Source organism: Azospirillum sp. UENF 211521, from assembly GCF_058780535.1.
In genome coordinates this window covers 427,433-453,556 of the sequence record NZ_JBSNCF010000005.1, presented here as the reverse complement: position 1 = coordinate 453,556, position 26,124 = coordinate 427,433, and the positions used below count along the sequence as shown (strand labels likewise).

Annotated in this window: 21 protein-coding genes; 10 read left to right on the top strand and 11 right to left on the bottom strand. The window is 69.3% G+C overall.

The window, feature by feature from the left end; translation table 11 throughout:
- Positions 1 to 418, top strand: a 418-nt coding sequence (locus ACWPN5_RS31215) for an HAD-IC family P-type ATPase (RefSeq protein WP_492299458.1), incomplete at its 5' end; no start/stop codon positions are given.
- A 28-nt stretch (positions 419 to 446) separates the two neighbouring features.
- Positions 447 to 995: a signal peptidase II gene (gene lspA / locus ACWPN5_RS31210; protein WP_492299457.1), complete on the top strand. Its 549-nt coding sequence runs from the start codon at positions 447 to 449 to the stop codon at positions 993 to 995.
- Between the two features lie 8 nt (positions 996 to 1,003).
- Here the strand turns inward: lspA and ACWPN5_RS31205 are convergent, their stop codons facing one another.
- Positions 1,004 to 2,401: an aminotransferase-like domain-containing protein gene (locus tag ACWPN5_RS31205; protein WP_492299455.1), complete on the bottom strand. Its 1,398-nt coding sequence runs from the start codon at positions 2,399 to 2,401 to the stop codon at positions 1,004 to 1,006.
- A 136-nt stretch (positions 2,402 to 2,537) separates the two neighbouring features.
- Between ACWPN5_RS31205 and ACWPN5_RS31200 the strand changes: the two genes are divergently transcribed.
- From ACWPN5_RS31200 to ACWPN5_RS31190, 3 genes are all read left to right on the top strand, one after another.
- Entirely contained in the window at positions 2,538 to 3,398 is an 861-nt protein-coding gene (locus tag ACWPN5_RS31200) for a DMT family transporter (protein ID WP_492299453.1), read from the top strand.
- A gap of 367 nt (positions 3,399 to 3,765) precedes the next feature.
- On the top strand, positions 3,766 to 4,443 hold the full coding sequence (locus tag ACWPN5_RS31195; RefSeq protein WP_145683745.1) for a hypothetical protein: 678 nt from the start codon (positions 3,766 to 3,768) through the stop codon (positions 4,441 to 4,443).
- Positions 4,444 to 4,919: 476 nt separating this feature from the next.
- Positions 4,920 to 9,224, top strand: a complete 4,305-nt coding sequence (locus ACWPN5_RS31190; RefSeq protein ID WP_492299452.1) for a response regulator — start codon at positions 4,920 to 4,922, stop codon at positions 9,222 to 9,224.
- Between the two features lie 66 nt (positions 9,225 to 9,290).
- Here ACWPN5_RS31190 and ACWPN5_RS31185 read toward each other — a convergent pair whose 3' ends face one another.
- A complete protein-coding gene (locus tag ACWPN5_RS31185) occupies positions 9,291 to 11,660 on the bottom strand; it encodes a hypothetical protein (protein WP_492299450.1) in 2,370 nt (789 codons plus the stop codon).
- Positions 11,661 to 11,868: 208 nt separating this feature from the next.
- On the opposite strand from ACWPN5_RS31185, the gene ACWPN5_RS31180 reads away from it, so the two are divergent.
- The gene (locus ACWPN5_RS31180) at positions 11,869 to 12,609 is read left to right on the top strand and encodes a GntR family transcriptional regulator (protein WP_492299449.1); all 741 of its coding nucleotides are present in this window, start codon (positions 11,869 to 11,871) and stop codon (positions 12,607 to 12,609) included.
- Between the two features lie 13 nt (positions 12,610 to 12,622).
- On the opposite strand, the gene ACWPN5_RS31175 is transcribed toward ACWPN5_RS31180, so the two are convergent.
- The 7 genes from ACWPN5_RS31175 to ACWPN5_RS31145 all read right to left on the bottom strand — a co-directional run bounded on the left by ACWPN5_RS31175 (position 12,623) and on the right by ACWPN5_RS31145 (position 21,084).
- Complete coding sequence (locus ACWPN5_RS31175) at positions 12,623 to 13,576, bottom strand: glycosyl hydrolase family 18 protein (RefSeq protein WP_200477735.1); 954 nt, start codon at positions 13,574 to 13,576, stop codon at positions 12,623 to 12,625.
- A 38-nt stretch (positions 13,577 to 13,614) separates the two neighbouring features.
- Positions 13,615 to 15,198 carry an exopolysaccharide biosynthesis polyprenyl glycosylphosphotransferase gene (locus ACWPN5_RS31170; RefSeq protein WP_200477736.1) on the bottom strand — a complete coding sequence of 528 codons (1,584 nt, stop codon included), beginning with the start codon at positions 15,196 to 15,198 and terminating at the stop codon, positions 13,615 to 13,617.
- A 10-nt stretch (positions 15,199 to 15,208) separates the two neighbouring features.
- The gene (locus tag ACWPN5_RS31165) at positions 15,209 to 16,042 is read right to left on the bottom strand and encodes a class I SAM-dependent methyltransferase (RefSeq protein ID WP_247888296.1); all 834 of its coding nucleotides are present in this window, start codon (positions 16,040 to 16,042) and stop codon (positions 15,209 to 15,211) included.
- Positions 16,043 to 16,137: 95 nt separating this feature from the next.
- A complete protein-coding gene (locus tag ACWPN5_RS31160) occupies positions 16,138 to 17,475 on the bottom strand; it encodes a hypothetical protein (RefSeq protein WP_186466077.1) in 1,338 nt (445 codons plus the stop codon).
- Complete coding sequence (locus ACWPN5_RS31155; protein WP_145683761.1) at positions 17,472 to 18,284, bottom strand: WecB/TagA/CpsF family glycosyltransferase; 813 nt, start codon at positions 18,282 to 18,284, stop codon at positions 17,472 to 17,474. Before ACWPN5_RS31155 ends, ACWPN5_RS31160 begins: the two co-directional genes overlap by 4 nt.
- Complete coding sequence (locus ACWPN5_RS31150; protein WP_247888297.1) at positions 18,281 to 19,021, bottom strand: polysaccharide biosynthesis/export family protein; 741 nt, start codon at positions 19,019 to 19,021, stop codon at positions 18,281 to 18,283. Before ACWPN5_RS31150 ends, ACWPN5_RS31155 begins: the two co-directional genes overlap by 4 nt.
- Positions 19,012 to 21,084: a GumC family protein gene (locus ACWPN5_RS31145; protein WP_492299446.1), complete on the bottom strand. Its 2,073-nt coding sequence runs from the start codon at positions 21,082 to 21,084 to the stop codon at positions 19,012 to 19,014. The genes ACWPN5_RS31150 and ACWPN5_RS31145 overlap by 10 nt, the downstream gene beginning before the upstream one ends.
- Positions 21,085 to 21,440: 356 nt before the next feature.
- On the opposite strand from ACWPN5_RS31145, the gene ACWPN5_RS31140 reads away from it, so the two are divergent.
- The gene (locus ACWPN5_RS31140; RefSeq protein WP_145683765.1) at positions 21,441 to 22,271 is read left to right on the top strand and encodes an FkbM family methyltransferase; all 831 of its coding nucleotides are present in this window, start codon (positions 21,441 to 21,443) and stop codon (positions 22,269 to 22,271) included.
- 29 nt (positions 22,272 to 22,300) lie between these two features.
- Here ACWPN5_RS31140 and ACWPN5_RS31135 read toward each other — a convergent pair whose 3' ends face one another.
- Positions 22,301 to 22,681 (bottom strand): hypothetical protein, encoded by a 381-nt coding sequence (locus ACWPN5_RS31135; protein ID WP_492299444.1) that lies wholly within the window; start codon positions 22,679 to 22,681, stop codon positions 22,301 to 22,303.
- 98 nt (positions 22,682 to 22,779) lie between these two features.
- Here ACWPN5_RS31135 and ACWPN5_RS31130 point away from each other — a divergent pair, with 98 nt between their 5' ends.
- From ACWPN5_RS31130 to ACWPN5_RS31120, 3 genes are all read left to right on the top strand, one after another.
- Complete coding sequence (locus tag ACWPN5_RS31130; RefSeq protein ID WP_492299442.1) at positions 22,780 to 24,099, top strand: oligosaccharide flippase family protein; 1,320 nt, start codon at positions 22,780 to 22,782, stop codon at positions 24,097 to 24,099.
- Positions 24,100 to 24,160: 61 nt separating this feature from the next.
- Positions 24,161 to 24,442 (top strand): type II toxin-antitoxin system Phd/YefM family antitoxin, encoded by a 282-nt coding sequence (locus ACWPN5_RS31125; RefSeq protein WP_492299440.1) that lies wholly within the window; start codon positions 24,161 to 24,163, stop codon positions 24,440 to 24,442.
- Positions 24,442 to 24,828 (top strand): type II toxin-antitoxin system VapC family toxin, encoded by a 387-nt coding sequence (locus tag ACWPN5_RS31120; protein WP_200477743.1) that lies wholly within the window; start codon positions 24,442 to 24,444, stop codon positions 24,826 to 24,828. The genes ACWPN5_RS31125 and ACWPN5_RS31120 overlap by 1 nt, the downstream gene beginning before the upstream one ends.
- Positions 24,829 to 25,013: 185 nt before the next feature.
- On the opposite strand, the gene ACWPN5_RS31115 is transcribed toward ACWPN5_RS31120, so the two are convergent.
- Positions 25,014 to 26,096: a LacI family DNA-binding transcriptional regulator gene (locus ACWPN5_RS31115; RefSeq protein WP_492299438.1), complete on the bottom strand. Its 1,083-nt coding sequence runs from the start codon at positions 26,094 to 26,096 to the stop codon at positions 25,014 to 25,016.
- Positions 26,097 to 26,124: the final 28 nt, after the last annotated feature.

Below are 26,124 nucleotides of genomic sequence, written 5' to 3'. Positions count from 1 at the left end.
GCTGCCGGAGGACAAGCTGCGCGCGATCGCCGGCCTGAAGGGGCAGGGGGCGATCGCGATGATCGGCGACGGCATCAACGACGGCCCGGCCCTGGCCGCCGCCGACGTCGGCATCGCCATGGGCGGCGGCACCGACGTCGCGCTGGAGACCGCCGACGCCGCCCTGCTGGGCAACCGCGTCGAGGGGGTGGCCGACCTTGTCACCCTGTCGCGGGCGACGCTCGCCAACATCCACCAGAACGTCGCCTTCGCGCTCGGTCTGAAGGCGGTCTTCCTGGTGACGACGCTGTTCGGCATCACCGACCTGTGGCTGGCCATTCTGGCGGACACCGGGGCCACCATCCTCGTCACGCTCAACGCGTTGCGCCTGCTCCGCCGCAACGGCGGCGGGCTCCCGGCTCCGCAGCCGGCCGTTTGAAGGAGAAAGACGTTTGAAGGAGAGAGATATGAGTGTGCCACGGTCGGCCCGGTCGGCCGGTTCGAGGGCCGCTGGTCTGAAACTGGCGGGCACCATTGGCGCCGTGATCCTGCTGCTCGACCAGCTCACCAAATGGGCTGCGCTGGACCAGCTCCTGGACCCGCCGCGGGTGATCGAGGCCGCGCCGTTTCTCAATTTCGTGCTCGGCTTCAACACCGGGGTCAGTTTCGGCCTGCTGGAGAACGACAACCCCTACGGCCCTTGGCTGCTCTCCGGCGCCGCGCTGCTCGTCGTCGCGGTTCTCGTGGTCTGGGCGGCCCGCTCGGACAGTCGCGCCGAGGCGGCGAGCTTCGGCGCGATCGCGGGCGGGGCGATCGGCAACATCGTCGACCGTCTCCGCCAGGGCGCCGTCACCGACTTCATCGACGTGCACGCCTTCGGCTGGCACTGGCCGACCTTCAACGTCGCCGACATCGGCATCACCGGCGGCGTCGGGCTGCTGCTGCTCTCGGGGCTGTGGCCGCGCAAGACGTCCGGCGGCGATGGGGCGGACGGAAGTGACGCTGCGCGCCGCTGACCCGGAGTTCACGGTTCCGCCGCGGCCACAGCGCGCTTCAGGACCTCGAAGACGCGCGGGTCGCCCATCTGAGCGACGTTGAAGCGCAGAAAGCCGGTGGCCGACTGGCTAGCGCTAAAGACGTTGCCAGGGGCCAGCACGACCTGTTCGTCGAGCGCCGCCCGCGCGACGGCCGCCGAGTCCCGGCCCTCCGGCAGGCGGCACCAGAGATAGAAGCCGCCGCGCGGCATCAGCCAGGGCTCCAGTCCGAGGGCCGCCAGCCGGTCCGCCGTCTCGCGCCGCGCCCGCGCCAGACGGCGGCGCAGCCCGTCGAGATGCTTGCGGTAGCCGCCGTCGCCGAGGATTGCCAGGACGAGGTCGGCGGCAATCGGGCTGGGGCCGCCGAAATTGGTCGCCACCTGCAGATCGACCAGCGCTTCCACCCAATCCGGCCGCGCCGCGAGGTAGCCGCAGCGCACCGAGGCGGAGAGCGTTTTCGAAAAGCTGCCGATCCGGATGACCTGGACCAACCCGTCCAGAACGGCGAGGCGTGGCGACGGGTCCGGCTCGAAGCCGGCGAAGATGTCGTCCTCGACGATGGTGACGTCGTGGGCGGCGGCGGCGGTGAGCAGGCGGTGCGCCGTCTGCGGCGACATCGTGGCGCCGGTCGGGTTGTGCAGCGCCGCGTTGGTGATGTAGAGGCGGGGCCGGTGCTCGGCCAGCGCCGCCGCGAACCGCGCGGTGTCGGGCCCGCTGTGCGTGTAGGGCACGCCGACGATGCGGACCTGATGGGCGCGCAGCAGGGCCTGGAAGTTGAAGTAGCAGGGGTCGTCGACCAGCACCGCATCGCCCGGGCGCAGCAGGAAGCGGCAGATCAGGTCGATCGCCTGGGTCCCCGACCCGGTCAGCAGGATCTGGTCGGCCCCCGCCGCGAGTCCCTCCTCCGCGAACTGCCGGGCCAGGAGCCGGCGAAGGGGGAGCGAACCGCGTGTGCTTCCGTAATCCGCCAACAGGGTGTCGTCGGCGTGGGCGAGACGGCGCAGGGCGCGGCGCAGAGCGGCGTTGGGCATCCAGTCCGCCGGCAGCCACCCGCAGCCGGGCTTCAGCATCTCCGCGCCGGAATCGAGCGACTGGCGCGACACCCAGAAGGGATCGATGGCGCGGTCGCGGCGCGGTTCGGCCTCGGCCAGGGCCAGCGGCGGCAGGGCGCCGGACACGTAGAAGCCGGAGCCCGGACGCGAGCGGATCACACCGTCCGCGGCGAGCCGGTCGTAGGCCTCGACCACGGTGGAGGGGGACACGCCCATGGCGGCGGCGAAGCGGCGGATGGAGGGCAGGCGTTCGCCCGGCGACAGCCGGCGGTCCGCCATCCTCTGGCGGATCGCGTCCATGACCTCCGTCGTCCGTGTGCCCGTTCGGTTCGTCATCGCCCGGCCCTCGGCAAGTGTATCGCACCCGGTACCAACACAGTTCGACGGAATTGTACGGGACCGTCGCTGTCTCCGCCAGTGCCCGCCGCGCTAGGGTCCTCCCGCACTGGGCATGGGATGGAAGGGGAGGGGCATGCGGTGGACGACGGCGGGTTGGGGCAGCGGGTTGCTGGGCGTGCTCATCTTCAGCGGATCGCTGCCGGCGACGCGCGTCGCGGTCGGCGGCTTCTCGCCGCTGTTCCTGACCTCGGCGCGGGCGCTGATTGCCGCCGCGCTGGCCGGTGCCCTGCTGGCCTTGCTGCGGCAGGCCCGTCCGCGGCGCAGCGATCTCCCGCCGCTCGCGGTGGTTGCGCTCGGCGTGGTCGTCGGCTTCCCGCTGCTCACCGCGCTGGCGCTCCGCCACATCACCTCCGCGCAGTCCGTCGTCTTCATCGGCCTGCTGCCGCTGTCCACCGCCCTGTTCGGCGTGCTGCGCGGCCGGGAGCGGCCGAAGCCGGTCTTCTGGCTGTTCTCGGGCCTGGGCAGCCTCGCCGTCGTCGGCTACGCCCTGGCGCAGGGCGGCGGCGCGTCGCTCACCGGGGCGGGGCTGATGGTGGCGGCCATCCTGCTCTGCGGGCTGGGCTACGCCGAGGGCGCGGTGCTGTCGCGCCGCCTCGGCGGCTGGCAGGTGATCTCCTGGGCGCTCGTTCTGACGACGCCGGTGATGGGCGGGCTGGCGCTGGCGACCCTGCCGGACGGCTGGGCGGGCATCGAAGCTCCGGCCTGGATCGGCCTCGCCTATGTTTCCGTCTTCAGCATGCTGATCGGCTTCGTCTTCTGGTACCGCGGGCTGGCGCTCGGCGGCATCGCCGGGGTCGGTCAGCTGCAACTGCTCCAGCCCTTCTTCGGCCTGACGCTGGCCGGGCTGCTGCTGAACGAGCCGGTGGCCTGGAGCATGATCGCCGTGACCGGGGTGATCGTGCTGTGTGTTGCCGGAGCGAAGCGCTTCGCGTGAGAGGTGATTCCGCCGCCTGCCGTTTCTGGCTTCGGGTTGAATGTCTCGGCCTTGCACCGCGTTGGCGATTCCCGCGAGAGGCGCTGCGTGAGGGCTGTTGCAGCGCTGATCATCAAACATAACCTTTGGCGCGCAATCGAAACTCGGTGGCCAACGCCGAAGAGGCGATGTCTGCACAATGCCTGCGAAGTACAGCATCTCCGCTGCATGTGCAGCGAGGTCCGGGGCTGGCCGAGGTGGAGCGGCTTGGCCGAAATGCTCAGTTCACGTCGTTCGATCCCAATTCGTCTGAAATGAAGTGCGCCATCGGCCAGCGTTGGTTTGTGGCGCCAAAAAAATCTTGCAGCCGAATTGATGGAGAACAGCTATGCCTCTCACCCAACAGCAGCTCAACACTCTCGACCAGTACTGTGTTGATAATCCCGCAGGCGTGCCGTTTTTAGGGGCTTTTGCAAGTCCAAACCTCGGGATTCCCGCTAATGAGTGCGCCTGCTGGCGCTGGACAACGGCCGGTCTGTCGGGAACTGTCGGCGTCATCAACGATCCTGCCCAGGCATTCACCGCCATCGCGTTGAACACGCCTTTCAACCAGGGCTCGATCTGGGAGAATGACAACTATGCGCCGGCATATGTTCAGCAAAACCACGCCACCTACATCCAATACGTAAACAACAATTATGCCTTATTGAATGGCGTAACGTATGATAATTGGTTCGCGGATGTAACCAACACTATTGTTGAGGCGACGTGCCGTATGGGTGGCTTGACCCCTGGAGCGGGGCTGCAAACCAACGGCGAGCGATATTATGTTTACATGCATTATGATCGTATGACGAATGGTGAGATCAACGCTCCCAATTACACTCACTGGTGGATCGGAATCGATCTTGGGAATAACAGAAATGTGAATATTGAAATGTTCCCAGGTTCTACGCAAGTCACCTTTCGTTTTAATAACGCCTATGCAGCGACCGACAATGCCATTGTTGAAGTGACCGACCTTACGCAAAATCATATGGCAATTCTGAACGCCATTCTGCCATAGGATTGGTTCACTTGTTTCCTTGTTCTGGCGTCTTTGATAGGAACCGACAATGGGGCGTGCGTGATTTCATTGAGCGTAAATACTATTTAACAGTGGCATTTGCGCTCGCCACCAAGTTTCTGGAATGGATGTCTCGCTTGCCGGCTTGCCGAACATGGATTTGCCTGATCGCCGGTGCGGTTGCCGTCCGAAGATCATCGGCTGTGAAATCGGAGGCCGCGTTACGGGTTGGGCATCGTGCTCATGCCCGGCACATTGCCATGCCAAACCGGCAGTCGCCGACCCGATGACACCGTGTGGGCTCGTCCCGCACAGCCGACATTGGATTCGCCAAAGCAGTGCTATTGCTATTGGACTAACAAATCGTTTCTCGCCGCCGCCCCTCCGATCAGCTTAAAGTGGCGTCCCGCTGTGCGGCAATGGCCGCGCCCCTGTTGTAGAGGGGGTTTGGAACAGGAAGGACGGGACGCCTGCGCATGTCCAACGAGACCGACGTCTCCACCGCCCCCGAATTCCTCGCCAGCGGCGGCGAGATGGGCGCACAGATGCGCGCGTTCGACTGGGCATCGACGGTGCTTGGTCCGCCCGAGGGCTGGCCGCGCAGCCTGAAGACGGCGGTGCGGATCATGTTGACCTCCCGCCAGCCGATCTGGGTCGGCTGGGGCCGGGACCTGATCTATTTCTACAACGACGCCTACAAGTCGATCATCGGCGGCAAGCATCCCTGGGCGCTCGGGCGGCCGACGTCGGTCGTCTGGCGGGAGATCTGGGGCGACATCGGCCCGATGCTGGCAACCGCCATGACAGGGGACGAGGGCACCTACGTCGAGGGGCAGCTCCTTCTCATGGAGCGCAACGGCTATCCGGAGGAGACCTACTACACCTTCTCCTACAGCCCGGTGCCCGACGACGACGGCAGCCCCGGCGGCATCATCTGCGCCAACACCGACGACACGCAGCGGATCATCGGCGAACGGCAGCTTACCCTGCTGCGCGATCTGGCCGCCGGCACCGCCGACGCCCGGACCCTGCCGGAAGTGTGCGAGCGCAGCGCCCAAGCGTTCGCCACCAACCCGCGGGACCTGCCCTTCGCGCTGCTCTACGTGGCCGAGCCCGACGGCGCCAGCGCCACCCTCGCCGGCTCCTGCGGCATCGAGCGGGGCCATCCGGCGGCGCCGGAGACGCTGGCGGTGGACGGCACGTCGGTGTGGCCCTTCACTCCCACGCTCCACGACCCGGCGCTGATCGGTGACCTGGAGGCACGATTCGGCACCGGCCTGCCGCCTGGCGTCTGGCGACGGCCCCCCGCCCAGGCCGCGGCGATCCCGATCCCGGCCAGCGGCGAGGCGGGGCGGGCCGGCCTTCTCGTCGTCGGCCTGAACCCGTTCCGCCTGTTCGACGACGATTACCGGCGCTTCCTGGGATTGGTGGCCGGGCAGATCGCCGCGGCCATCACCAACGTCCAGACCTACGAGGCCGAGCGGCGGCGGGCCGAGATGCTGGCCGAGATCGACCGCGCCAAGACGGTGTTCTTTTCCAACGTCAGCCATGAGTTCCGCACCCCGCTGACCCTGATGCTGGGGCCGTTGGAGGAGGTGCTGCAGGCGGAACCGGAGAGGATGCGGGACCATCGCGAGGACCTGGTGGTGGTCCATCGCAACGGGCAGCGCCTGCTCAAGCTCGTCAACGCGCTTCTGGACTTCTCGCGCATCGAGGCCGGGCGGGCCCAGGCGCGCTACGAGCCGACCGACCTCGCCGGCTATACGGCGGAACTGGCGAGCGGCTTCCGTTCGGCCTGCGAGCGGGCCGGGCTGAGCCTCGTCGTCGACTGCCCGCCGCTCCCCGGTCCGGTCCATGTCGACCGCGGCATGTGGGAGACGGTCGTCCTCAACCTGCTGTCGAATGCCTTCAAGTTCACCTTCCAGGGTGCGATCGCGGTGTCGCTGAGGCCGGTCGGCGAGGGCGCCGAACTCCGGGTGAGCGATTCCGGCACGGGCATCCTCGACTCCGAGCTGCCGCGCCTGTTCGAGCGCTTCCACCGGGTCGAGGGCGCGCGCGGGCGCAGCCACGAAGGCACCGGCATCGGCCTTGCCCTGGTCCAGGAACTCGTCAAGCTGCACGGCGGCACGATCCGGGTCGAGAGCGAGATGGACCACGGCTCGGTGTTCATCATCACCGTGCCGTTCGGCACCGCCCATTTGCCGCAGGAGCGCGTCCTGTCGGCGCCGACCGGCGCCGCGGCTGGCCTGCGCACCCAGACCTACGTCGAGGAGGCGCTGCGCTGGTTGCCCGACTCGGCGGTCCCCGGAGGCGGGGCGCCGGACCCGTTCATCGGCGGGTCGGAGACGGTCGTGGCGTCGGAGACGGGCGCCTGTCCGCGCCTCCTGCTGGCCGACGACAACGCCGACATGCGCGACTATGTGAGCCGCCTGCTGAGCGGCCGCTACATCGTCGATGCGGTGCCCGACGGCCAGGCCGCGCTGGAGGCGATCCGCGCGAACCGCCCGGATCTCGTTCTGACCGACATCATGATGCCCGTTCTGGACGGCTTCGGCCTGCTGCGGGCGATCCGCGAGGACGCCGGTCTGCGCGACCTGCCGGTCATCCTGCTGTCGGCCCGCGCCGGCGAAGAGGCGAGCGTCGAGGGTCTGTCGGCCGGAGCCGACGACTATCTGGTCAAGCCCTTCTCGGCGCGCGAGTTGATCGCCCGCGTCGATACCGCCCTCGCCATGGTGCGGCTGCGCCGCGAGGCGGACAACGCGTTGCGCGAGAGCGAGGCGCGGTTCCGCAATCTCGCCGACCATGCGCCGGTGATGGTCTGGGTCACCGAAACCGACGCCTCCTGCACCTACCTCAACAAGTCCTGGTACGAGTTCACCGGACAGACCCCCGAGACGGGGTTGGGCTTCGGCTGGCTGGACGCAACTCATCCCGACGACCGTCAGGCCGCCGCGGACGTGTTCCTGGCCGCCAACGCGAGGCACGAGGCGTTCCGGCTGGAGTACCGGCTGCGACGATCCGACGGGGTCTACCGCTGGGCGATCGACGCCGCAGCACCGCGCTTCGCTCCGGACGGCGCGTTCCTCGGCTACATCGGCTCGGTGATCGACATCACCGAGCGCAAGGAGGTCGAGGACGCCCAGAGGCGGCTCAACGACGTGCTGGAGCAGCGCATCGCCTTGGCGGTCGCCGAGCGGGAGCAGGCCGAGGCGCAGCTCCGTCAGGCCCAGAAGATGGACGCGGTCGGCAAGCTGACCGGCGGGGTGGCGCACGACTTCAACAACCTGCTTCAGGTGATCTCCGGCAACCTCCAGCTCCTGACGAAGGACGTCGCGGGGAACGACCGCGCCGAACAGCGGCTGCGGAACGCGCTGAGCGGCGTCAGCCGCGGGTCGAAGCTGGTCGCCCAGCTCCTCGCCTTCGGGCGTCGCCAGCCCCTGGCCCCCCGCGTGGTCAATCTGGGCCGGCTCGTCCGCGGCCTCGACGAGATGATGCGTCGTGTGCTCGGCGAGGGCGTCGAGATCGAAACCATGATCGCGGGCGGCCTGTGGACCACCTTCGCCGACGAGAGCCAGGTCGAGAACGCGCTGCTCAATCTGGCGATCAACGCCCGCGACGCCATGAACGGCCACGGCCGGCTGACCATCGAGGCCGGCAACGCCTTTCTCGACGACCCCTACGCCGCCCGGCACGCCGAGGTGGAACCCGGCCATTACGTCATGCTGGCGGTGACGGACACCGGCTGCGGCATCCCGCCGGACGTGCTCGATCACGTCTTCGAGCCGTTCTTCACGACCAAGCCGGAAGGGCAGGGCACCGGCCTCGGCCTCAGCATGGTCTACGGATTCGTCAAGCAGTCGGGCGGGCACGTCAAGATCTACAGCGAGCCCGGCCAGGGCACCACGGTCCGCGTGTATCTGCCGCGCGCGCATCAGCCGGAGGACGTCGTGACGGTGATCGACACCGGGCCGGAGACGGGCGGCTCGGAAACCGTTCTGGTGGTCGAGGACGACGACGACGTGCGGGCGACCGTGGTCGAGATGATGTCCGATCTCGGCTACCGCGTGCTCAAGGCGCGGGACGCGCAGAGCGCGCTGGCCATCGTGGAAAGCGGGGTGCCCATCGACCTGCTGTTCACCGACGTCGTCATGCCCGGACCGCTGCGCAGCCCGGAGCTGGCGCGTCGCGCCAAGGAGCGCCTGCCGGGGATTGCCGTCCTGTTCACCTCGGGCTACACCGAGAACGCGATCGTGCATGGCGGGCGGCTCGATCTCGGCGTCGAGCTTCTGAGCAAGCCCTACACCCGCGAGGCGCTGGCCCGCAAAGTCCGGCATGTCCTGCGCAACCAGCAGCAGAGGGCGAAGGGGATGTCCGACGAACGAGGAGTGGCCTCGAAGCCGACCGCTGAAGGCGGGCCGGCAAGGGCGGAAAGCCACCAGGGCTTGCGCGTCCTCCTGGTGGAGGACGACGCCTTGATCCGCCTCGTCACGGTGGAGATGCTGACCGGGCTCGGCCACTCGGTCGTCGAAGCCGGCAACGCCGAGGAGGCGCTGTCGATCGCCGAGACGGAGCTCGTCGACGCGCTGCTGACGGACATCAGCCTGCCGGGCATGTCGGGAGAGCGGTTGGCCGCCGCGCTGCGCGAACGCCACCCGTCCCTGCCGGTCGTCTACGCGTCGGGCGCCGACCGGGCGCCCGAGGGCGGCGTCCACCTGCCGAAGCCCTACGACGACGCGGGGTTGGCCGAGGCGCTGGAGAGGGCGGTGAAGCGGCTCGGTTGATCGCCGTTCCGGGCACGACAGCCTTGCCGAGCCCCGACGCATCAGCCGGGGCGCCGGGCAGGGGGCTTACGGCGTCAGGAACAGGGCCGAGGTCCAGACCCGCGACTGGTCGCGCTGGCGCGCGGTGAGGAACAGCGCGTGCTCCCGGCCCGGGGCGAGGCCGAGGTCGGCGAGCGGGATGCGCCCGGCGAGGTCGCGGAGCAGCGGCGCCTCGGTGACGCGCTCAACCGTCACCTCCAGCTCCGTGCCGGGCAGCACGCGGGTGACCCGCCCGGCGTCCGCGTCGGCCAGCAGTGCGTCGCCGTCGATGTCCAGCACCGCTTCCGGAGCGTGCGGGTTGGGCGGGGGGCTGAGCGGGTTGCCGACCTTCACATAGGTGCCGATGGCCAGACGCACCTGGATGCGCGCCCCGGCCAGACGCGACAGCGCCAGCTCCACCCCGTCGCTGTCGCCGTGGGTGACGGTGCGGATGGCGACGGTGGTGGCGTCGCGCCGCCAGCAGCCCTGCTCCGGATGGTCGAAGCCGAAAGGCTCGACCCGCTGCACGGCGGCGCCGGTGACGGTGATCCCGCCGTCCCAATAGGCGCCGCGGTAGCGGTCCTTGATGCGGGCGCCGCCCAACCGCAGGCGGATCTTCGTCTCCGACAGGCCCAATTCGCGGTGCAGGTCGCGCTCCCAGACCAGCCGGTCGCCGTCGAACAGGCGCAGATTCTCCCACCCCCGGTCGCCGAGCAGGCGGTAGTCCAGCGCCTCGCCGTCGGCGCTCGTAACCACCTCGCCCATCCAGCGCTCGCCCAGCCGCAGGCTGGCGAAGCTGCGCTCGCCGGTCGTCGCGAAGGTCCGCCGCGCCCGCAACGCCCGGCCCACCGAGGCGCGGTCAAGCCGGTCGGCGAAGACGCCGGTCAGCCCGCCGCGCGCCCCGAACACCGCGGTCGCCGGCGCCCCGCCGCCGCAGCGCCCCTGGTGCTCGTCGCTGCTCGCCGAGGCGCCGAGCCGGTAGCCGCGGGCCAGCGCCTCCGCATAGACCCAGTGGAACTGGCCCCAGGCGGACCCGATCTCGATCAGCCGTTCCAGCTCCGGGTGGTGCCAATCGAGGTTGCAGCGCCGCCCGCCGACATGGGGGATCAGCAGATGGCCCTCCGGATCGTCCCGGTAGGCGGCGTAGAGGTCGTCGAGCGGCCAGGCGCCGGGGCGCAGCGCGCCGCGGGTCGACTCGTTCCACTCGAAGGAGCGCACCGGCTGCCCCTGCCCGTCCGCCGGAAAGCGCGGCGGACCGTCGCGCAGGAAGATCACGTTGTGGTCGCCGCCCGCCGCGGAGTTGCCGCACCATTCCGTGCCGGGGTAGCAGACGAAACGGTCCGGCTCGTTGTAGCGGTCGATCAGGCCGACCGCCTCGGTCCAGGCGCGCTCCGTCACGTTGAAGTCGTTGGCGGTGTAGCCCAGCACGTCCAGCCCGGCGACGTCACGGCCGTAGGACAGGTTGTAGGCGGTGTCGTTGGTCCCCACCGTGTCGTTGGAGTGGACGTGCAGGTCGGCGTAGACGGCGCGCGGCGCCCCGTCCTCGGCGGTGACGAAGGCTTCGGCGGGGGCGAGGCCCGGCGCCGTCGCGGCGATCCGCCATTCCCCGGCGCCGAGGTCGAGCGCCTCGCGCCGGACCAGCCAGCCGTTCGCCTGCGGGTCGGGGGCCAGCGCGACCGTCCGTGCGCTTTCGCCCTCCGGCCCGGTGCCATTCGGCCCGGTGATGGCAAGGGCAGCGTCCAGCGTGGCGTCGAGGCAGCAGTTGCCCCAGGCGTCGTCGGCGCGCAGCAGCAGCGACGCCGGGCCGGGGGCGATCAGCCGCGGCGCGACCAGCCGCAGGGCGGCGGGGACGCCCGGCACGATGTCGATGGCGCAGTCGCCCGGCACCTCCGCGTATTTCTGGCTGCCCAGCGGGTCGATGAAGACGCGGAAGCGGAAGCCCTGCTCGACGAAGGTCTGCACCCGCGTGCCCGGTCCGCCCTGGCGCCGGTCGCCCAGCCGGATCGCGATGCGGTCGCCGGGATTCAGGTAGCCGTCGATCACATCGATGATGATGGCCTTCTGGTAGGGCCGCTCGTGCCCCTTCTGGTCGAAGCGCACCTTCAGCGCCTGCACGGTCGCCGGGCTCTGCCCCGGCACCAGCGGGCCGGCCTCGTACTCGGCGGAGACGAAGTTGGCCGCCGTGGGGTCGCTGGTCTGGAACAGCGCCCAGTCCGAATAGAACTTCATCGCCAGCTTGATCCCGGCCCCGTCGGCGAGGCCCGACCCGCCGACCTCGTAGACCAGCGTCACCTCGGTCCATTCGCCGGCCACCAGCCGCTGGTGGGAGCAGGTGGTGGCGCCAAGGAAGGGGCGGGCCTTGTTCCGCTCGTAAAGGCCGGCGGGGGCGATGTGGCCGGTGGGGACGGGATCGCTCATGGGACGGGACCTCGTGCAGGGGAGGGGCGGCGCGCCGCAACGGCTAATACATTGCATAACAAGTTTGATGATACAATATAAGACATGTGGAGAGGCCCACCGGGCACCGGTGCGGTGGGATGATGATGCGGACGCTTGAGCGCAGCGGGTGCCGGTGGCATCAAGGCGGGGATGCAGTCGCCACGGGCGGGAGGGAGCGGTGGCCCCGATGAGGGACGGTTCGGTGCGGGACGGTTTGGTGCGGGAGAACGCGACGGCCCTCTACCGGCAGATCGCCGACCGCCTGCGCGAGGAGATCGCGGCGGGCCGGTTCGAACCCTCGGGCCGCCTGCCGAGCGAGAGCGAGATCGGCATCCGCTTCGCGGTCAGCCGGGTGACGGTCCGCCTCGCGCTCGACCGGTTGGAGGCGGAAGGGCTGATCGAGCGGCGCAAGGGCAAGGGCACCTTCACGGCGGGCAAGCGGGTCCGCCACCCGCTGGACCGGCTGCGCAGCTTCCACGAATCCCTGCGGCTCCAGGGGCTGAACGCCAGCATGCGTCATCTTTCGGCGGGCATGACTGCCACGCCGCCGGCCCTGACGGACCAGTTCGGCCCGCGCTGCCTGGAGGTGCGGCGCCTGCATCTGGTGGACGGCGAGCCGGTGGCGCTGGGCCGCAGCCTGCTGTCTCCGGAGTTGGCGGGTGTCGATTGGGCGGCGGTCGGGCAGAAGCCGATCTACGTCATCCTGAGGGAAGTCACCGGCCAGCCGGTGGTCGGCGCCGACATCGAGGTCAAGGCCGAGGCCGCCGGCGCGGCGATCGCCGAACCGCTCGGCGGAGCGGCGGGGATGCCGCTGCTGGTGATGATCCGGCGTTCCGTCTTCGCGGACGGCGCCTGCGCCGACCACGCCGTCTTCCACGTCCGTCCGGAGCGTTACAGCTTCGTGCTGTCCCACCGCTGGGAGGGGTAAAGCCGCGGGCTGCTCAGCGCAGCGTCTCGGCGCAGCCGTCGAGGCCCAACCCGCGGCACAGCGCCTGGGCCAGCAGGCGGCCGTCCGGATTGTCCGGCCCGACGGTGCCGGGCGGTCGCCCGAGCAGCGGGTAGAGCATCATGCCGCCCTGCGGGTCCTGCGCGACGGCCTGGGCGAGCCGCTCGGCCAGCGGCACCGTGTAGGTCGGCCCGCCGAGCTGGCTCGGCGGCACCTGGACGCCGAGGGCGAGCGGCCCTTTCCAGACCTGCCGGTAGGCTTGGTACGCCTGCCAGGGATCGAAGGTCGGGCCGGCCTCATAGGCCATGATGGAGACGAGGTCGATCGCCTCGGCCTGCGGGGAGCGCAGCAGATTGAGGATCGACCCGGTGTGGGGGCCGCGCGGCTGGGCGTCGCGGAACGCGCCCTCGCCATAGGCCCCGATGCTCCAGCCCGGCACGGTCAGCAGCAGGGGGCGGGGGAAGGCGTCGCGAAAGCGCGCGACCAGATCCAGCCAGGCGGCATCGGACAGGCAGCGCACCCGCCCCCGGACGGAGCAGCCGGGGGACACCGGCTCGAAATCCAGATCGATTCCGTCGGCGCCCAGGTCCTGAACCAGCCGCACCAGCGCGTCGAGGTTCAGAGCGTCCCAATTGGCGTAGTTGGCCCCGCCGACGGCGAGCAGAACGCGCGTGCCCGGCTGGCGCTGCTTCAACAGCGCGATGGCGTCCCTCAGCACCGTGCCGGGAAAGCCATATTGCAGGCCGGTCCCCTTGAGGTCGAGACGGCCGGGATAGGCGGCGTCCGGCCGGACGAAGGACAGGGCGACCAGATTCATGTAGCCGGGGAGCGTCGCCAGCGTCGTGGCGGCCGGGCCGGTGGCCGGGCGCTCGTACCAGCTGTCGTGATAGACGAGGAGCGGGCGTGCCGGCAGACCCTGCGCGCCCGTGCCCGCTTTCGCGTCCGCCATGCCGCCGGCCAGAAGCCCGGCGACGAGGGCCAGGGCGCCTAGAACACGTCGCGCCCGAACAGGCCGGTGGTCACGGTGCTGATGATGATCTTCGCATCGAGCCATAGCGACCAGTTCTCGATATAGTGGATGTCCATGTCGACCCCGACGCGCGCCTTTTCGACGGTGTGGATGCCGCCGCGCATGCCATTGATCTGGGCCCAGCCGGTGATCCCCGGCTTGACGCGGCTGCGCGCCGCGTATTCGCGCGCCACCTCGGCGTAGCGCTGGTTGCCGACCCGCATGTTCGGGACGTGGGCGCGCGGGCCGACCACCGACATGTCGCCGGCCAGCACGTTGATGAGCTGGGGCAGTTCGTCGATGCTCGTCCGGCGCAGGAAGCGGCCGACGCGGGTGATGCGCGGGTTGTCCCGGCTGGTGCCGATGGCGCCGTCGTCGCTGTCGTCCACCTTCATCGTGCGGAACTTCAGCATCGTGAAGGGGCGGTTGTTGAAGCCGACGCGGGTCTGCCGGAAGATGATCGGCCCCGGCGAGTCCAGGCGGACCGCGATGGCCGCGGCCAGCATGAAGGGCGAGGCGACGAGCAGGCCGAGGCCCGCGACCACGACGTCCTCGATGCGCTTCACGACGATCTGCATGCCGCGCAGCGGCTGTCGCATCACCAGCAGGGCCGGGATGTCGCCGATGTGCCTCAGGTTGGCGAGCCGCAGCCGGATGCTCTCCTCGTCCAGCGGAATCAGGATGTCGAGGGAGATCATCTGGAGTTGCATGCGCAGGCTGTGGATGCGCATCGCCGCCCGCCAGGGCAGGGCGATGACGACCATGTCGACGCGGTTGTCCGGCAGGAAGCGCTTGAAGTCCGTCAGGTCGCCGGAGACCGGAAGGCCGGCCAGCGACGCCGGCCGGCGGTCGCTGTCGCGGTCGTCGAACAGGCCGAGGATGCTGTAGTTCGCCCGGTGCTCCGGCAGGGCCAGATGCGCGATCATCCGTTCCGCCACGTCGGTCGCGCCCAGTATGACCACCCGGCGGCGCAGCACCCCGCGCTCCTCCAAAAGGCGCACGCCCCGCGCCGCCAGGATGCGGCCCGCCCCGAGACAGGCGAGCGCCATCCCGCCCCACAAGGCGAGCATGTCCGAGGGGCCGACCTCCGGCTGGAAGGCCCAGACGAGGAGGGACAGGACGGTTCCGGCGGGCAGCAGGCCCCCGACCACGTCCAGCAGCGACTTTCCCCAGTGCCGGTAGTTCTCGACACGGTAGGCGCCGATGGTGGTCATGGCGCGCAGATAGACGCCGAGCGTGATGGCCGTGAAGATGAGCGCCTGGAGGAGCAGGCGGCCGTCGTCGAACGACGCCCCGTCCGTCCGGCGGGCCCAGGCGGCCCAGGCGGCGAGACCGGCGGCCGCCAGCAGGACGCCGTCCGCCCCCTTCACCAGCCGGTTGACAAGCCCATGCGTCCAGTGCAGCCAGCCGTCCCGCGAGCCGGCGAAGTCGCCGGAAGGCGGCGCGAAATCCGGTGCTGAGTCCGGCGCAAAGTCCGGTGGCGCGTCCGCTGGCGGCGCGGCAAGGTCCGGAACGGCGCTTCGCTCGTCTGCCGGAAAACGGACCTGCACGTCGTCGCGCATGGCAGTCTCTTTACCCCTGCACGAAGCGGCGGATGATCGGCTTCAGCGCCTGTCCCAGCGGATGGGAGCGAAGCCGGCGGGTCAGGCCAGTCTGCCGGATGAACTGCATCGGCGTCCGCGGCGTGCGGAACACGGTCACGGGCTGGCCGAACAGTTCGGTGTCACGCACGAAGTGGCGCGACGGCGTCGCCCCGACCAGCATGGCGCGGTAGCGCTCCGCCCAGTCCGGCCGGGCCAGAAGCAGCTTGTTGTCGCCGATGGCGAAGGGGGCGAGGGCTCCCGGCCGGTCGGCCATGAAGCGGCACATGCCCTCGGACACGGCGGGGAATTCCGGGTTGAAGTAGTCGTCGAGGACGATCACCCCGCCCTCGCCCAGGCTGTCGTCGGCGACGCCCAGATCATGGCGCGTGATGTCGGCCGTGTGGCCGCCGTCGATGCTGAACAGGCGGACCGCGGGGCCGAGCCGGTCGGCGAGGCCGCTCCAGGACAGGGCCAGCGAGTTGCCCTTGACGACCTCGACCGACGCCGGTTCGATTCCGAAGCGGACGAGGTTGCTGCGAAAGGCCGTTTCGTCGCCTTGCCCCGACTGGTCGACGTTGAACTGCTGGTCGTCGAACAGATCGATGGCGAAGGCCCGCTCACCCGGCCGGCGCACCAGCGCCAGAAGGATGAACAGCCGTCCGTGATGAACGCCGATCTCGCCGACGCTTCCCGTCACGCCCTCGGCGCTCTGCCAGACGCCGACGGTGGCGATCAGGCTGGCGTCCAGGCGCGACAGCCAGCCGTCCACGCGGCGATGGCCGCCCTGGACATAGCGGTGCAGCGGCGATGATGGCGCTATCATGGGTTGAGATGTCATGATGACCTATTACTACCACACTATTTAAAATGGATTAAGACAGCATTGGCGTCGCTGGCACGATAATTTTCGACAAAGAGTCACAATCGGCCTTTGCGATTTCGTTGCATTTTGAAGAATTCCGGTGAGCGGTTGACTGATGCTTCCGTTGCGCCAGCCTGTTGACGGGCGGTGCGCCAGTAGAGGGCGAGCGCCATCACGCTCGCGACCTCTCCGGGCGTGAAGACGACGGAGTAGATGGTGGAGGTCGCCAGGGCGAACAGGACGTAATCGCCCAACGCCTGGGTCATGGGGTCGCCAGGGACGACGGAGCGGCGGGCGCAGCGCAGCGCCGCGACGTAGAAGGCCGCGATCAGCACCGCGCCGATGACGCCGTATTCGAAGACGATGCCGATCCAGCCGATGTCGGCGAGATAGAACTGGTTGTTGCCCAGGATGTCGGCCAGGGTCACGTTGCTGAAGCGGGTGATGGCGCCCACCCCCAGCAACCAGCGCAACGGCGTCACCTCCAGGTAGTCGAGCGCCAGGACGATGGAGTTCTGGCGGATCGAAAGCGAGGCGCCGAGCATCTGCTCGGCCCGGCTGGCGAGGTCGGCGCTGTAGATGGCGGCCAGGACGATCGTGGACAGCAGGGCCATGCCGACCGCCAGGATCCGCCACCAGCCGCGCGCCGAGGTGATCATGGCGAAGCCGACCACCAGGACCACGCTGCCCAGAGCCGTGCGCTGCTTGTAGATCAGGACCATCAGCAGCAGCCCGACCAGCAGCAGCGGGATGGTCCACCATTCCCGGTACGCGCAGAACCGCCGGGACAGGTAGAAGAGGAACAGCACGCCGAAGAACATCGGCATGAAGATGCGCGGGCCGCGCTCAACGTCGTACATCAGCAGCTTGCTCTTCAACGGGTCGGTGGCGTAGGCCTCCGGCGGGAGGACCAGCCACAGAGCGAGCATGATGACGAAGGTGCCGGCGCCAAGCGCGATCAGCGCGGTGCGCACCTGGGGCAGCGTCGGGCGGAGCAGCGTCAGAAGGGCGGCGAGGGAGAAATAATAGGCGAAGGGCCAGACCTTGACCGTGGTCGCCATCGCGTCGGTCAGCCCGTTGCCGAGCTGGACCATGGACACCGCCGGGGTGATCGCCACGAGGTAGGCGAGCAGGGCGATGCACAGCGACTTGAAGGGCAGCTCGATCTGCGCCAAGGCGTAGACGGCGAGCGGGATGGTCAGGACCGGCCAGCTTTTCGACAGGGCGTACAGCGGCGGAAGGTCGACCAGATAATGGAAGCTCTGCCCGAAGAGGGGCAGCACCGCCAGCAGCAGCATCACCGTCAGGGAGTGGGGCAGGGAACGGCGGGGCACCGCCACCCGGACGGGCGACAGGATGCGGCCGCGCTGCCGGGCTCCCAGATCGACGATCATGGGCGCGCCGCCGGCTTCGGGCGCGCCCGGCCCCGCTGCTCCGCCCACCAGGCCGACAGCGCGATGCCGAGCAGCGGCAGGGAATCCACGAAGACCCGCCGGGCGTGGCCGCGCGGATTCTGGGCCAGCCGGTACAGCCATTCCAGGGCGAAGCGGCGGAACAGCGGCGGCGCGCGCTCGACCAGTCCCGTCACGAACAGCAGCGAGCTGCCGACGCACAGCCCGACGCCGGTGGCCCGGCCGGTGTTCCGGATGGCCAGCGCCAGGCATTCCGACTGCGGCGCGCCGACCGCCAGGAAGACGAAGCGGGCCGGGTGGTCCAGCACGAAGCGGACGCAGCGCTCGACCTCCCGCGGGTCGGCGGAGAAGCCCATCGGCGGTGCGTGCCGGGCCAGCCGGGTCAGGCCGAAGCGGTCGCGCAGGCGGCGCTCCAGCTCGTCGTTGCCGCCGATCACCGTGATGGAATCGCCCGGCGTGATGACCTGCGCGAACAGGTGGGCGGTCAGGTCGCTGCCGCTGGCGCTGGGCAACGGCTTGCGGAACAGCCGCCGGGACAGGTGCCGCATGATCTGGCTGTCGCACAGCCGCAGCCACGCGCCGTCGTAGGCGGCGCGGAAGCGGGTGTCCTCGCCCTGGTGAAGCCGCACCACATGCTGCGCGTTCGGCGTCACGACGTAGGCGAAGGGCGCCTCCGGGGCCCGCGCGGCGATCGCCTGGGCGGCGCCGGCCACGTCGAGGCGGCTGATGGCGACGCCGAAGACGGAGTCCGCCGGGTGCTCCTGCGCCGGTTCGGTCTGGGGCGTCATCATGGGAAGGTCGTGATGCCTCCGGTCTGACGGCTGATGGTGTAGTTGAACGTGCGCTCGAACGGCACGACGCGGTTGATGAACTGCTCGACCCACAGGCCGGTCTCGGCGATGGAGCTGCGCGGCACGAACAGGATGTCGCCGGCGACCAGCGGCACGTCGCCGACCGCTGCCCCGGTCTCGATGAACCGGCGGGTGTCGATGGTGCGCAGCATCGGCTTGTTCTCGGGGTTGCGGCGGATCAGCACCACCTCCTCGTACCGCGCCTCGCGGTCGAAGCCGCCGGCCAGCATGATCACCTCCATCACGCCGATGCGGCCGTTCAGCAGGTAGGTGCCGGGGCGGGCGACGGCGCCACCGATGTAGGCGCGGTTCGACGGAGTCTCCTTCAGCCCGATGCTGACCTGCGGCGCGCGCATCCAGCGCCGCGCGCGCGTTTCGACCACGCTGGCCAGCTCGCCCGGCGTCAGCCCGGCGGCATCGACCTGCCCGGCCATGCGCAGCCCGGCGGAACCGTCGGGACCGATCATCACCTCCTCGTCCATGTCGGGGGCGAGCATGAACTTGACCTGGAAGCGGTCGCCCGGACCCAGACGGTAGGGCGGGGTGGAGTCCTCCCAGCGGGCAAAGCCCTCCGGCATCGCCTCCTTCGGAGTCAACGACTGGCCGGTGCACGCGCCGAGCGCCAGCAACGCCGCCAACAGGAAGCCCCGCATCGCGGCCATCCGCATCACAGCCATCGGTAGATCACCTGGGGAATGTGGAAGTGACGGCCGGTCAACACCAAGCCGACGATGTCGCCGCCGGACGCGAGGATGGAGTCGCGCATCCGGGCGGCGACCGGCGCACGGGTGTGCTCAGCGCGGGCGACCAGGATGTTCGCGTCCACCATCGGCGACAGCCGGCGGGCAAGATGGCTGTTCCCGATCGGCGGCGACAGAATCAAAATGATGTCAAAGCGTTGATTCAGCCGTTCCAGCATCTGGCGCGACTGGGCGATGGGGGTGCGCAGGCTGCCCAGCGCCGATCCCGTCGCCTGCCGCGACACCCAGAGCAGAGGCACAGCGGAGGGCAGGGTTTCGAGGTCGCCGGTGCCCTGCGGCTCGATGGTCGGCAGCCGCTCGCCGGCTCCGCCGTCCGCTTCCCCGTCCGTCTTGTCGTCGGCCCCCGCGTTGATCGCGGCCAATTGGCCGGTGCCGTCGCCGCAGAGGTCGATGACCAGGGTCCGCAGGCCCCGCCCCTTGGCGAATTCCAGGGCGAGCCCGCGCGCCACGATGGCGTCGCCGTCGCCGTCGTTGGCGGTCACGAACTGGATCAGCGCCATCGGCTGGTCGTCCAGGCCATGGTCGCGCAGCTGGGCGGCCAGATGGATCAGCTCCTGCTGGGCGCCGGGGGACGCCAGTTCGCCGTCGGTGTCGGTGAAGCTGGCGATGGCCGGAACGGCCAGATCCCGCTCGATCTCGTGCGGCAGGATGTAGACCTGGCGCAGCCACGTCGCCAGCACGCCGGCCGCCCCGCCCAGCAGGATGCCGCCGACCAGACCGGCGATGATGAAGCTCGGCGCCATGCTCGTCCCGGTCGCCGGGGCCACCGCCGGCTGCACGACGCGGACGTTGGAGAAGCGCACCTTGGCGGCCTCCTCCTCGGCGCGGGCGGCCTCGGTGCGCTGGGCGTAGTCGCGATAGATGTCCTCCATCACGCCGCGCGTGCGCTCCAGGTCGCGCAGCTCGCTTTCCGCCTTGCGCAGGCGCCCCACCTTCTCCACCGCCACCGTGTGTTGGCGGTTCAGCTCGTCGAGCTGCCGGGCCACCGCGTCCTGCTCAATCTCCAGCGTCAGCAGATGGTTGTTCAGGAAGGGGATGGATGGATTGCGGACCTCGCGCGTGGTGTTGTAGACCGGCTTGTCGCCGCCCTTCATCGACTGCCGGACCGTCCGGATCTTCCGCTCCAGCTCCTGAAGGGGCGGGTAGTCCGGCAGGAACTGCGAGGCCATCCGGTCGCGCTCCAGCTCCAGGCGGAGCAGAACGTTGCGATCGTCGTCGTTCTGGGTCTGGTTGCTCTGCTCCCGGAAGTCGAACACCCGCTCCGGCAGGGCGGCGAGCCGCTTCTTGGCCGCCGTGACCTCCGCCTGGAGGGCGGCTTGGCGCTCCTGGGTCTGCCGGCGGCGCTGCACGATGCTGTCCACCTGGTTGGCGGCCAGCAGGCTTTCTTGCCCGAGATCGACGATGTCGTATTCGGACTTCAGCGCCTGGATCTGTCCCTCAAGGCTCTTCAGCTGGTCGGAGTGGCGGGCCAGTTCGGAGGCGAGGAAGGGCGAGCGCGGGACGTCGAAGATCGCCCGGCGACGCTTCAGGTAGGCGTCGGCCAGGGCGTTGACGGTGTCCGCGGCGAGGTCCGGGTCCTCGTGGCTGAAGCTGAGGCGCACGATGTTGGAGGAGGATTGCTGCTCCACCTGAAGGCGGCGCTTGAACTTGTCGATGGCCTTTTCGAGCTGGTCCTGCGGGCTGTCGGCGGGCAGCAGGCCGAAGAGGCGCGGGTGCGCGATCTCCGGAAACAGGGTGGCCGGGCCCAGCGCGCTCAGCGTGTCCTCGATCACCCGACGGCTTTCCAGGATGCGGATCTCGCTGTCCACCGACTTCAGCCCGTCGATCGACAGGATGGAGGGCAGGGTCCCGGCCACGTCGCTGATCCCGGCGTGCGAGCGGTCGATCATCATCATGACCAGACTTTCCGCGGCGTAGCGGGTGCGCGCGTAGGTGGCGGCGGTGAGGCCGGCGATGATCGACAGGAGGGCAACGATCAAAATGATCCGCTTGTGATAAAAAGCGAGTATCAGAAGATCGCGCGGCGTAAATGCCGACACACCGCTTGAAAACAGCACGCCATGCGATTGCTGAGCCGGCGAGCCATCCAGCTGGTCAGCCGATTGACTTTGCCTGCGATTTTCCAGATGTTGGGACAGCATCTTTTATGGGTACCGTAGCGTGTGGATCGAACACTTAACCGATATGGTTTACCACGCCCGGTGTAGAGCTGTCATGGGGTGGTTGGGCTTTTGAAGCATTTTGTCTCAATTTTTAGCTATTTGCTTTTTGCCGAAACCCCTCACTTTTGGTTGGGTCCCAGGATGCCGGCCCCAGCCCCTCCGAGCCACGCGCCATGAACCACACACTGTCCTCCCTGAAAGCCGCGATCGAGCTTCGCCACCCGCGGGTGTTCCGTCGCCTGACCTGGCTTCGGGACCGGCTCGCGCCCTATTACGCCGAACCGGAGCTGCGCCTGCTTCCCGCCCTGTGCGTTCCGGGAGAAGCCGCCTACGACATCGGCGCCAACAGCGGCATTTACACCTTCTGGCTCTGCCGGGTCGCGGCCAGCGTGACCGCCTTCGAGCCGAATCCGAAGCTCGCCGGGCTGCTGGAGAGCAAGTTCGCGCCGCTGATCGCGTCCGGCCGGCTGCGGGTGGAGGGCTGCGCGCTGAGCGATGGCGACGGGTCGATCGTGCTTCATGTGCCACGCTCGTCCGCCCTGGCCTCGGTCGAGGCGGGGGCGGTGGGCGCTCATGGCGAGGAGGTGGAGGCGGTCACCGTCCCGCGCCGGACGCTGGACGGCTACGACGATCGCCCGGTCGGCTTCCTGAAGATCGATGTGGAGGGGCACGAGTCCGCGGTGGTCGGCGGCGGCCTCCGCCTGATCGGGCGCGACCGCCCGAACCTGCTGATCGAAGCGGAGGAGCGACACAATCCGGGAGCACTGGCGGCGCTGCAGGCGCGGCTGGCGCCGCTGGGCTATCGCGGTTATTTCGTCCTGGCGGGACGCCTGTGCACGCTGGACGGCTTCGACCCGGATCGTCACCAGTCCCGTTCGGCCCTCAACGCGGCGGGCACGCACCGCATCAAGGGGCGGATCTACATCAACAACTTCATCTTCGTCGCGCGCGACGGCGTGGCCGACCGGCTGCGCGCGGCGCTCGGGCAGTCAAGCGGGAGCTGACCGCGGCAGCGGCGGTATCGGCGGCGGCATCAGCGGCGGCAGTCGACCTCCGGCCAGGGCCGCTTCTGGTAGAAGGGGCGCAAGGTCAGGATCGTCGCCACCTTCCAGATGCGGCTCTGCCGCTCGGGACACAGGTTGTTGACCGCCGACGTCGGGTTGCCGCGCCACCAATCGGGAAGGTGGACCTCGACCTCGTAGGTGTTCAGGTGCAGCTCGGGTTCGCGAATCCACCAGCCATAGGGCAGACGGTCGAAATGGGTGCGGATTTCCTGGCGGATGTCGATGGCGCGCCATTCCTCCGTATCCTGCGCGGCGGCCGGGCGGCCCTGCCCGAGCAGCGCCGCGGCAAGGCACAACGCCAGCGCCGCCTGGATATTCCGGTGCCCTCGCCCTGTCGTCGCCATGGTCATCAACCGACTGTTCTCCTCGCGCGGCCCGACACGGCCGGTCGGCGCGCGTCCCGGGATTTCTTCCGCTTCCGCAACAACCCTTTATCCCACAGAGCGTGATGCGTCTCCAGACATGGCGTGCCCTCGGGCGTTACGGCATCGGCCTCGGGCTGCGCGGGGTGGAGGTCGTCGGCAAGCTCGGCCTCTATATCATAGCGGCGCGCGCGCTGGGCGCCCATGATGCCGGCCTGTTCTTCCTGTGCCTGACCTGGATCGGCTTGGCTTCGACCATGGCGCGGCTGGGGCTCGAACGGGCGATCACGCGGCACATCGCCGCCGAGCTGGCCATCGGCCAAGGCCTTGCGGCGGGCCGCGACCTGCGGACCGGCCTGATCGGCACGGGGTTCGCCGCCACCCTGGCCGCGGTGGTGGCCTATGCCCTGGCCGGACCGGCGTCCCACCTGCTGTTCGGGGCGCCGGACCTCGAAACGCCGCTGCGCCTGTCGGCCCTGGTCCTGCTGCCGCAGACCCTGACCATCACCCTCGGGTCGGCGCTCGCGGGGTTGAAGCGGGGAATCGCCGCGCAGTTCGTGCAGAACGCGCTGTGGCCTGTGCTGATGCTCGCCGCCCTCCTGGCGGGAATTTCCAGCCTCGATTCCCTGATCCTGGCTCTGGCCGGGTGCTTGACCCTCAGCGCCCTGGTCGGGACGGCCCTGCTCGTGCGCGACCGCCACCGTTTCACCGACCAGCCCGTGCCCACCGATGCCGCGGCGTCTGCCAATGACCGGGCGGAGGTTCTGCCGTCGCTCTGGCACACCGCGCGTCCCCTGTTCGTCGTCGAGCTGGTGCAGGTGTCGCTGGCGTCGCTGCCGGTGCTCGCGCTGGGCGTCTTCGTGGACGCGGCTTCGGTCGGCGCGTTCAGCGTGGCGAACCGCATCTCCATGCTGGTCTGGGTCGTCGTCATCTGCATTGGCACCTTTGCCGCGCCCAACTACGCCGAACTGCATCGCCGCGGCGAGACGCAACGGCTGCTGGCCATGAACCGCGGCGTCATGCTGACCGTCGCGGCGCTGGGCCTGCCGATGGTGTCGGTCATGATGGCCGCGCCGGAGCTGTTGCTCGATCTGATCGGGCAGGGCTTCGGCAGCGCGGCGACGGCGCTGCGCATCCTCGCCGTGGGCCAGATGATTCATTGTCTGCTGGCCTGCCAGGACATCCTGCTGGCCATGACGGGACATGGGCGGGCGCTGCGCCGGCTGAACCTGCTGCAGCTGGCGGTGTGCATTCTGCTCGGCGCCGTCCTGATTCCGGTCTTCGGCATGATCGGAGCGGCGGTGGTGACCGCCCTGACCATTGCTCAAGGAGCGATCGGGACGACGCTGGTGCGCCTCCTGCTGTTCCGGAGACCCAGGGAAGCCGCAGCGGTCGAACGCGCCTGACCAACTTGACCAAAGCGACGGCCCGACCCATATTGGTCAAGCTGGTCAAGGAGAGGAGCCCATGGGCCATATCAGCCTTTATGACGCGAAAACGCACCTGTCGGGTCTGGTCGAGCGGGCGGCGGCCGGCGAGGAATTCGTGATCGCCAAGAACGGCGTCCCCATGGCCAAGCTGGTTCCGCTGGCCAAGGTGACGGAGCCCCGCAAGCCCGCCCGTGCGATGGGCATCATCCGGATCGCGCCGGACTTCGACGAGCCCGACGCGCCGATCGAGGCGCTGTTCGCCGGTGGTGAACCGGACGATGGGCAGGATGACCGGCCGGACGACGCGGCGGACCGCTGATGGACCTGCTGCTCGACACCCACGTCTTCCTCTGGTGGGACGCCGGCGCCGACCCGATCAGCCCGGCGGTGCGGGCCATGATCGCCAATCCGCACAACCGCGTCCATGTGAGCGCAGCCTCGGTGTGGGAGATTGCGATCAAGAGCAGCAAGGGAAAGCTGGCCTTCACCGGTTCGCCGAGCGCGGCCATTGTCTTGAACGGTTTCCTGCCGCTGGCCATCGACCCGGTGCACGCCGAGCGCGCGGGTGGTTTGGAATGGGCGCATCCGGACCCGTTCGACCGCATGCTGGTGGCGCAGGCCCAAGCCCAGACCCTGACGCTGGTCCATGCCGATGGCGTGATCGCCGACTACAAGGGCGTCGCGCAGATGTGGGCGCGTCCGTAACGACTCAACAGGCTGATTGACCGCGACGAAAGCCGAAGCGTCGGGGAAACGCCTTTCCGTGTTATTTTCCATAACGCTCCTTATGGGATTTATGTGCGCCTCTAAGAGCACTCTCTCGCCGCATCCACCAATCGATTTCGTACGAACGCTCTCCGGTTCGTGGGGGTCACGGCCCCTGTTCCCGCTCAGCGCCGCAGGACGGACTCGGTTTCGCCGGGCAGGCGCCGGTTACGGATGGTGAGCTGGTGGGTCAGCAGCAGCGGGTCCGGCCGCTCCTCCCCGTTCCAGAGTCGGTGAAGCATACCCACGATGGCCGGGCCGAAATCGTCGGACGGCACGCGGACCGAGTTCAGCCAGTCGGCGATCCACGGGTTGATTGGGTTGTCGTCGAAACCGAAGAAGGCCACGTCGCTCGGCACCTCCAGCCCGGCCTCCCGTGCGCGGCGGTAGGCGCCGTAGGCCAGAAGGTCGCTCAGGCAGACGATCACCGGCGGGCGGTCCGGCCGCTCCAGCATCGTCCCCATGGCGTGGTAGCCGGCGACGATGTGGTCCAACCCCGGGCCGGTCGCGCAGGGGATCGCCGCCGTGTCGACCCCCGCCGCGGCCAGCCGGTCGAACAGGCCGAGCAGGCGCCAATGGCCGGCGGTGCGGTCCAGCGAAGCGTGGAGGACGCCGATGCGGCGCACCCCACGCTCCAGCAGCCGGTCGGCGATCTCCGCCCCGGCACCGGCGTTGTCGAGTCCGACATAGGGTGAGAACGGGTCGCCGGGGTCCGGGCGGTTCACGAAGACCAGCGTGTCGCCGGCGGCCCGCGCCTCGTCCAGCGCCGGGCTGTCCACCGCGCCCACCAGGATCATTGCGCGGACGAGTTGGGCGCGCATCTCGCGGATGTACTCGTCCTGAACGTCGGCGCGCTCATGCGTGTCGCACAGCGACATCACCAGCCCCTCCCCGCGCAGCGACCATTCGATGGACGAGGCGATGGCCGCCATGGAGGGGTTGGCGAGATTCGCGGCCAGCACGCCGACGATGCGGCTCTCCCGGCGGCGCAGCGCCCGCCCGACGCTGCCGGGCCGGTAGCCCAGCTCGCGAATCGCCGCCCTCACCCGCTCCGCCGTCTCCTCCGTCGCCTTGTTCGCGACGCCGTTGATGACGCGCGAGGCGGTGGCGACCGACACCCCGGCGCGGGCCGCCACCTGGGCGAGCGACGGGGTGAGCGACGCACGCTCCGTGCGCGAGGCGCGCTTGCGGTCGGCTGGCGGGGGCATGGCACCTCGGTCTGCGCAAGAGGGTTGG

Excerpts from the sequence above, each read along its gene's own strand:
- lspA (WP_492299457.1), top strand. The coding sequence starts at position 447 with ATGAGTGTGCCACGGTCGGCCCGGTCGGCCGGTTCGAGGGCCGCTGGT.
- ACWPN5_RS31205 (WP_492299455.1), bottom strand. The coding sequence starts at position 2,401 with ATGACGAACCGAACGGGCACACGGACGACGGAGGTCATGGACGCGATC.
- ACWPN5_RS31200 (WP_492299453.1), top strand. The coding sequence starts at position 2,538 with ATGCGGTGGACGACGGCGGGTTGGGGCAGCGGGTTGCTGGGCGTGCTC.
- ACWPN5_RS31195 (WP_145683745.1), top strand. The coding sequence starts at position 3,766 with ATGCCTCTCACCCAACAGCAGCTCAACACTCTCGACCAGTACTGTGTT.
- ACWPN5_RS31190 (WP_492299452.1), top strand. The coding sequence starts at position 4,920 with ATGTCCAACGAGACCGACGTCTCCACCGCCCCCGAATTCCTCGCCAGC.
- ACWPN5_RS31185 (WP_492299450.1), bottom strand. The coding sequence starts at position 11,660 with ATGAGCGATCCCGTCCCCACCGGCCACATCGCCCCCGCCGGCCTTTAC.
- ACWPN5_RS31180 (WP_492299449.1), top strand. The coding sequence starts at position 11,869 with ATGAGGGACGGTTCGGTGCGGGACGGTTTGGTGCGGGAGAACGCGACG.
- ACWPN5_RS31175 (WP_200477735.1), bottom strand. The coding sequence starts at position 13,576 with ATGGCGGACGCGAAAGCGGGCACGGGCGCGCAGGGTCTGCCGGCACGC.
- ACWPN5_RS31170 (WP_200477736.1), bottom strand. The coding sequence starts at position 15,198 with ATGCGCGACGACGTGCAGGTCCGTTTTCCGGCAGACGAGCGAAGCGCC.
- ACWPN5_RS31165 (WP_247888296.1), bottom strand. The coding sequence starts at position 16,042 with ATGATAGCGCCATCATCGCCGCTGCACCGCTATGTCCAGGGCGGCCAT.
- ACWPN5_RS31160 (WP_186466077.1), bottom strand. The coding sequence starts at position 17,475 with ATGATCGTCGATCTGGGAGCCCGGCAGCGCGGCCGCATCCTGTCGCCC.
- ACWPN5_RS31155 (WP_145683761.1), bottom strand. The coding sequence starts at position 18,284 with ATGATGACGCCCCAGACCGAACCGGCGCAGGAGCACCCGGCGGACTCC.
- ACWPN5_RS31150 (WP_247888297.1), bottom strand. The coding sequence starts at position 19,021 with ATGGCTGTGATGCGGATGGCCGCGATGCGGGGCTTCCTGTTGGCGGCG.
- ACWPN5_RS31140 (WP_145683765.1), top strand. The coding sequence starts at position 21,441 with ATGAACCACACACTGTCCTCCCTGAAAGCCGCGATCGAGCTTCGCCAC.
- ACWPN5_RS31135 (WP_492299444.1), bottom strand. The coding sequence starts at position 22,681 with ATGACCATGGCGACGACAGGGCGAGGGCACCGGAATATCCAGGCGGCG.
- ACWPN5_RS31130 (WP_492299442.1), top strand. The coding sequence starts at position 22,780 with ATGCGTCTCCAGACATGGCGTGCCCTCGGGCGTTACGGCATCGGCCTC.
- ACWPN5_RS31125 (WP_492299440.1), top strand. The coding sequence starts at position 24,161 with ATGGGCCATATCAGCCTTTATGACGCGAAAACGCACCTGTCGGGTCTG.
- ACWPN5_RS31120 (WP_200477743.1), top strand. The coding sequence starts at position 24,442 with ATGGACCTGCTGCTCGACACCCACGTCTTCCTCTGGTGGGACGCCGGC.
- ACWPN5_RS31115 (WP_492299438.1), bottom strand. The coding sequence starts at position 26,096 with ATGCCCCCGCCAGCCGACCGCAAGCGCGCCTCGCGCACGGAGCGTGCG.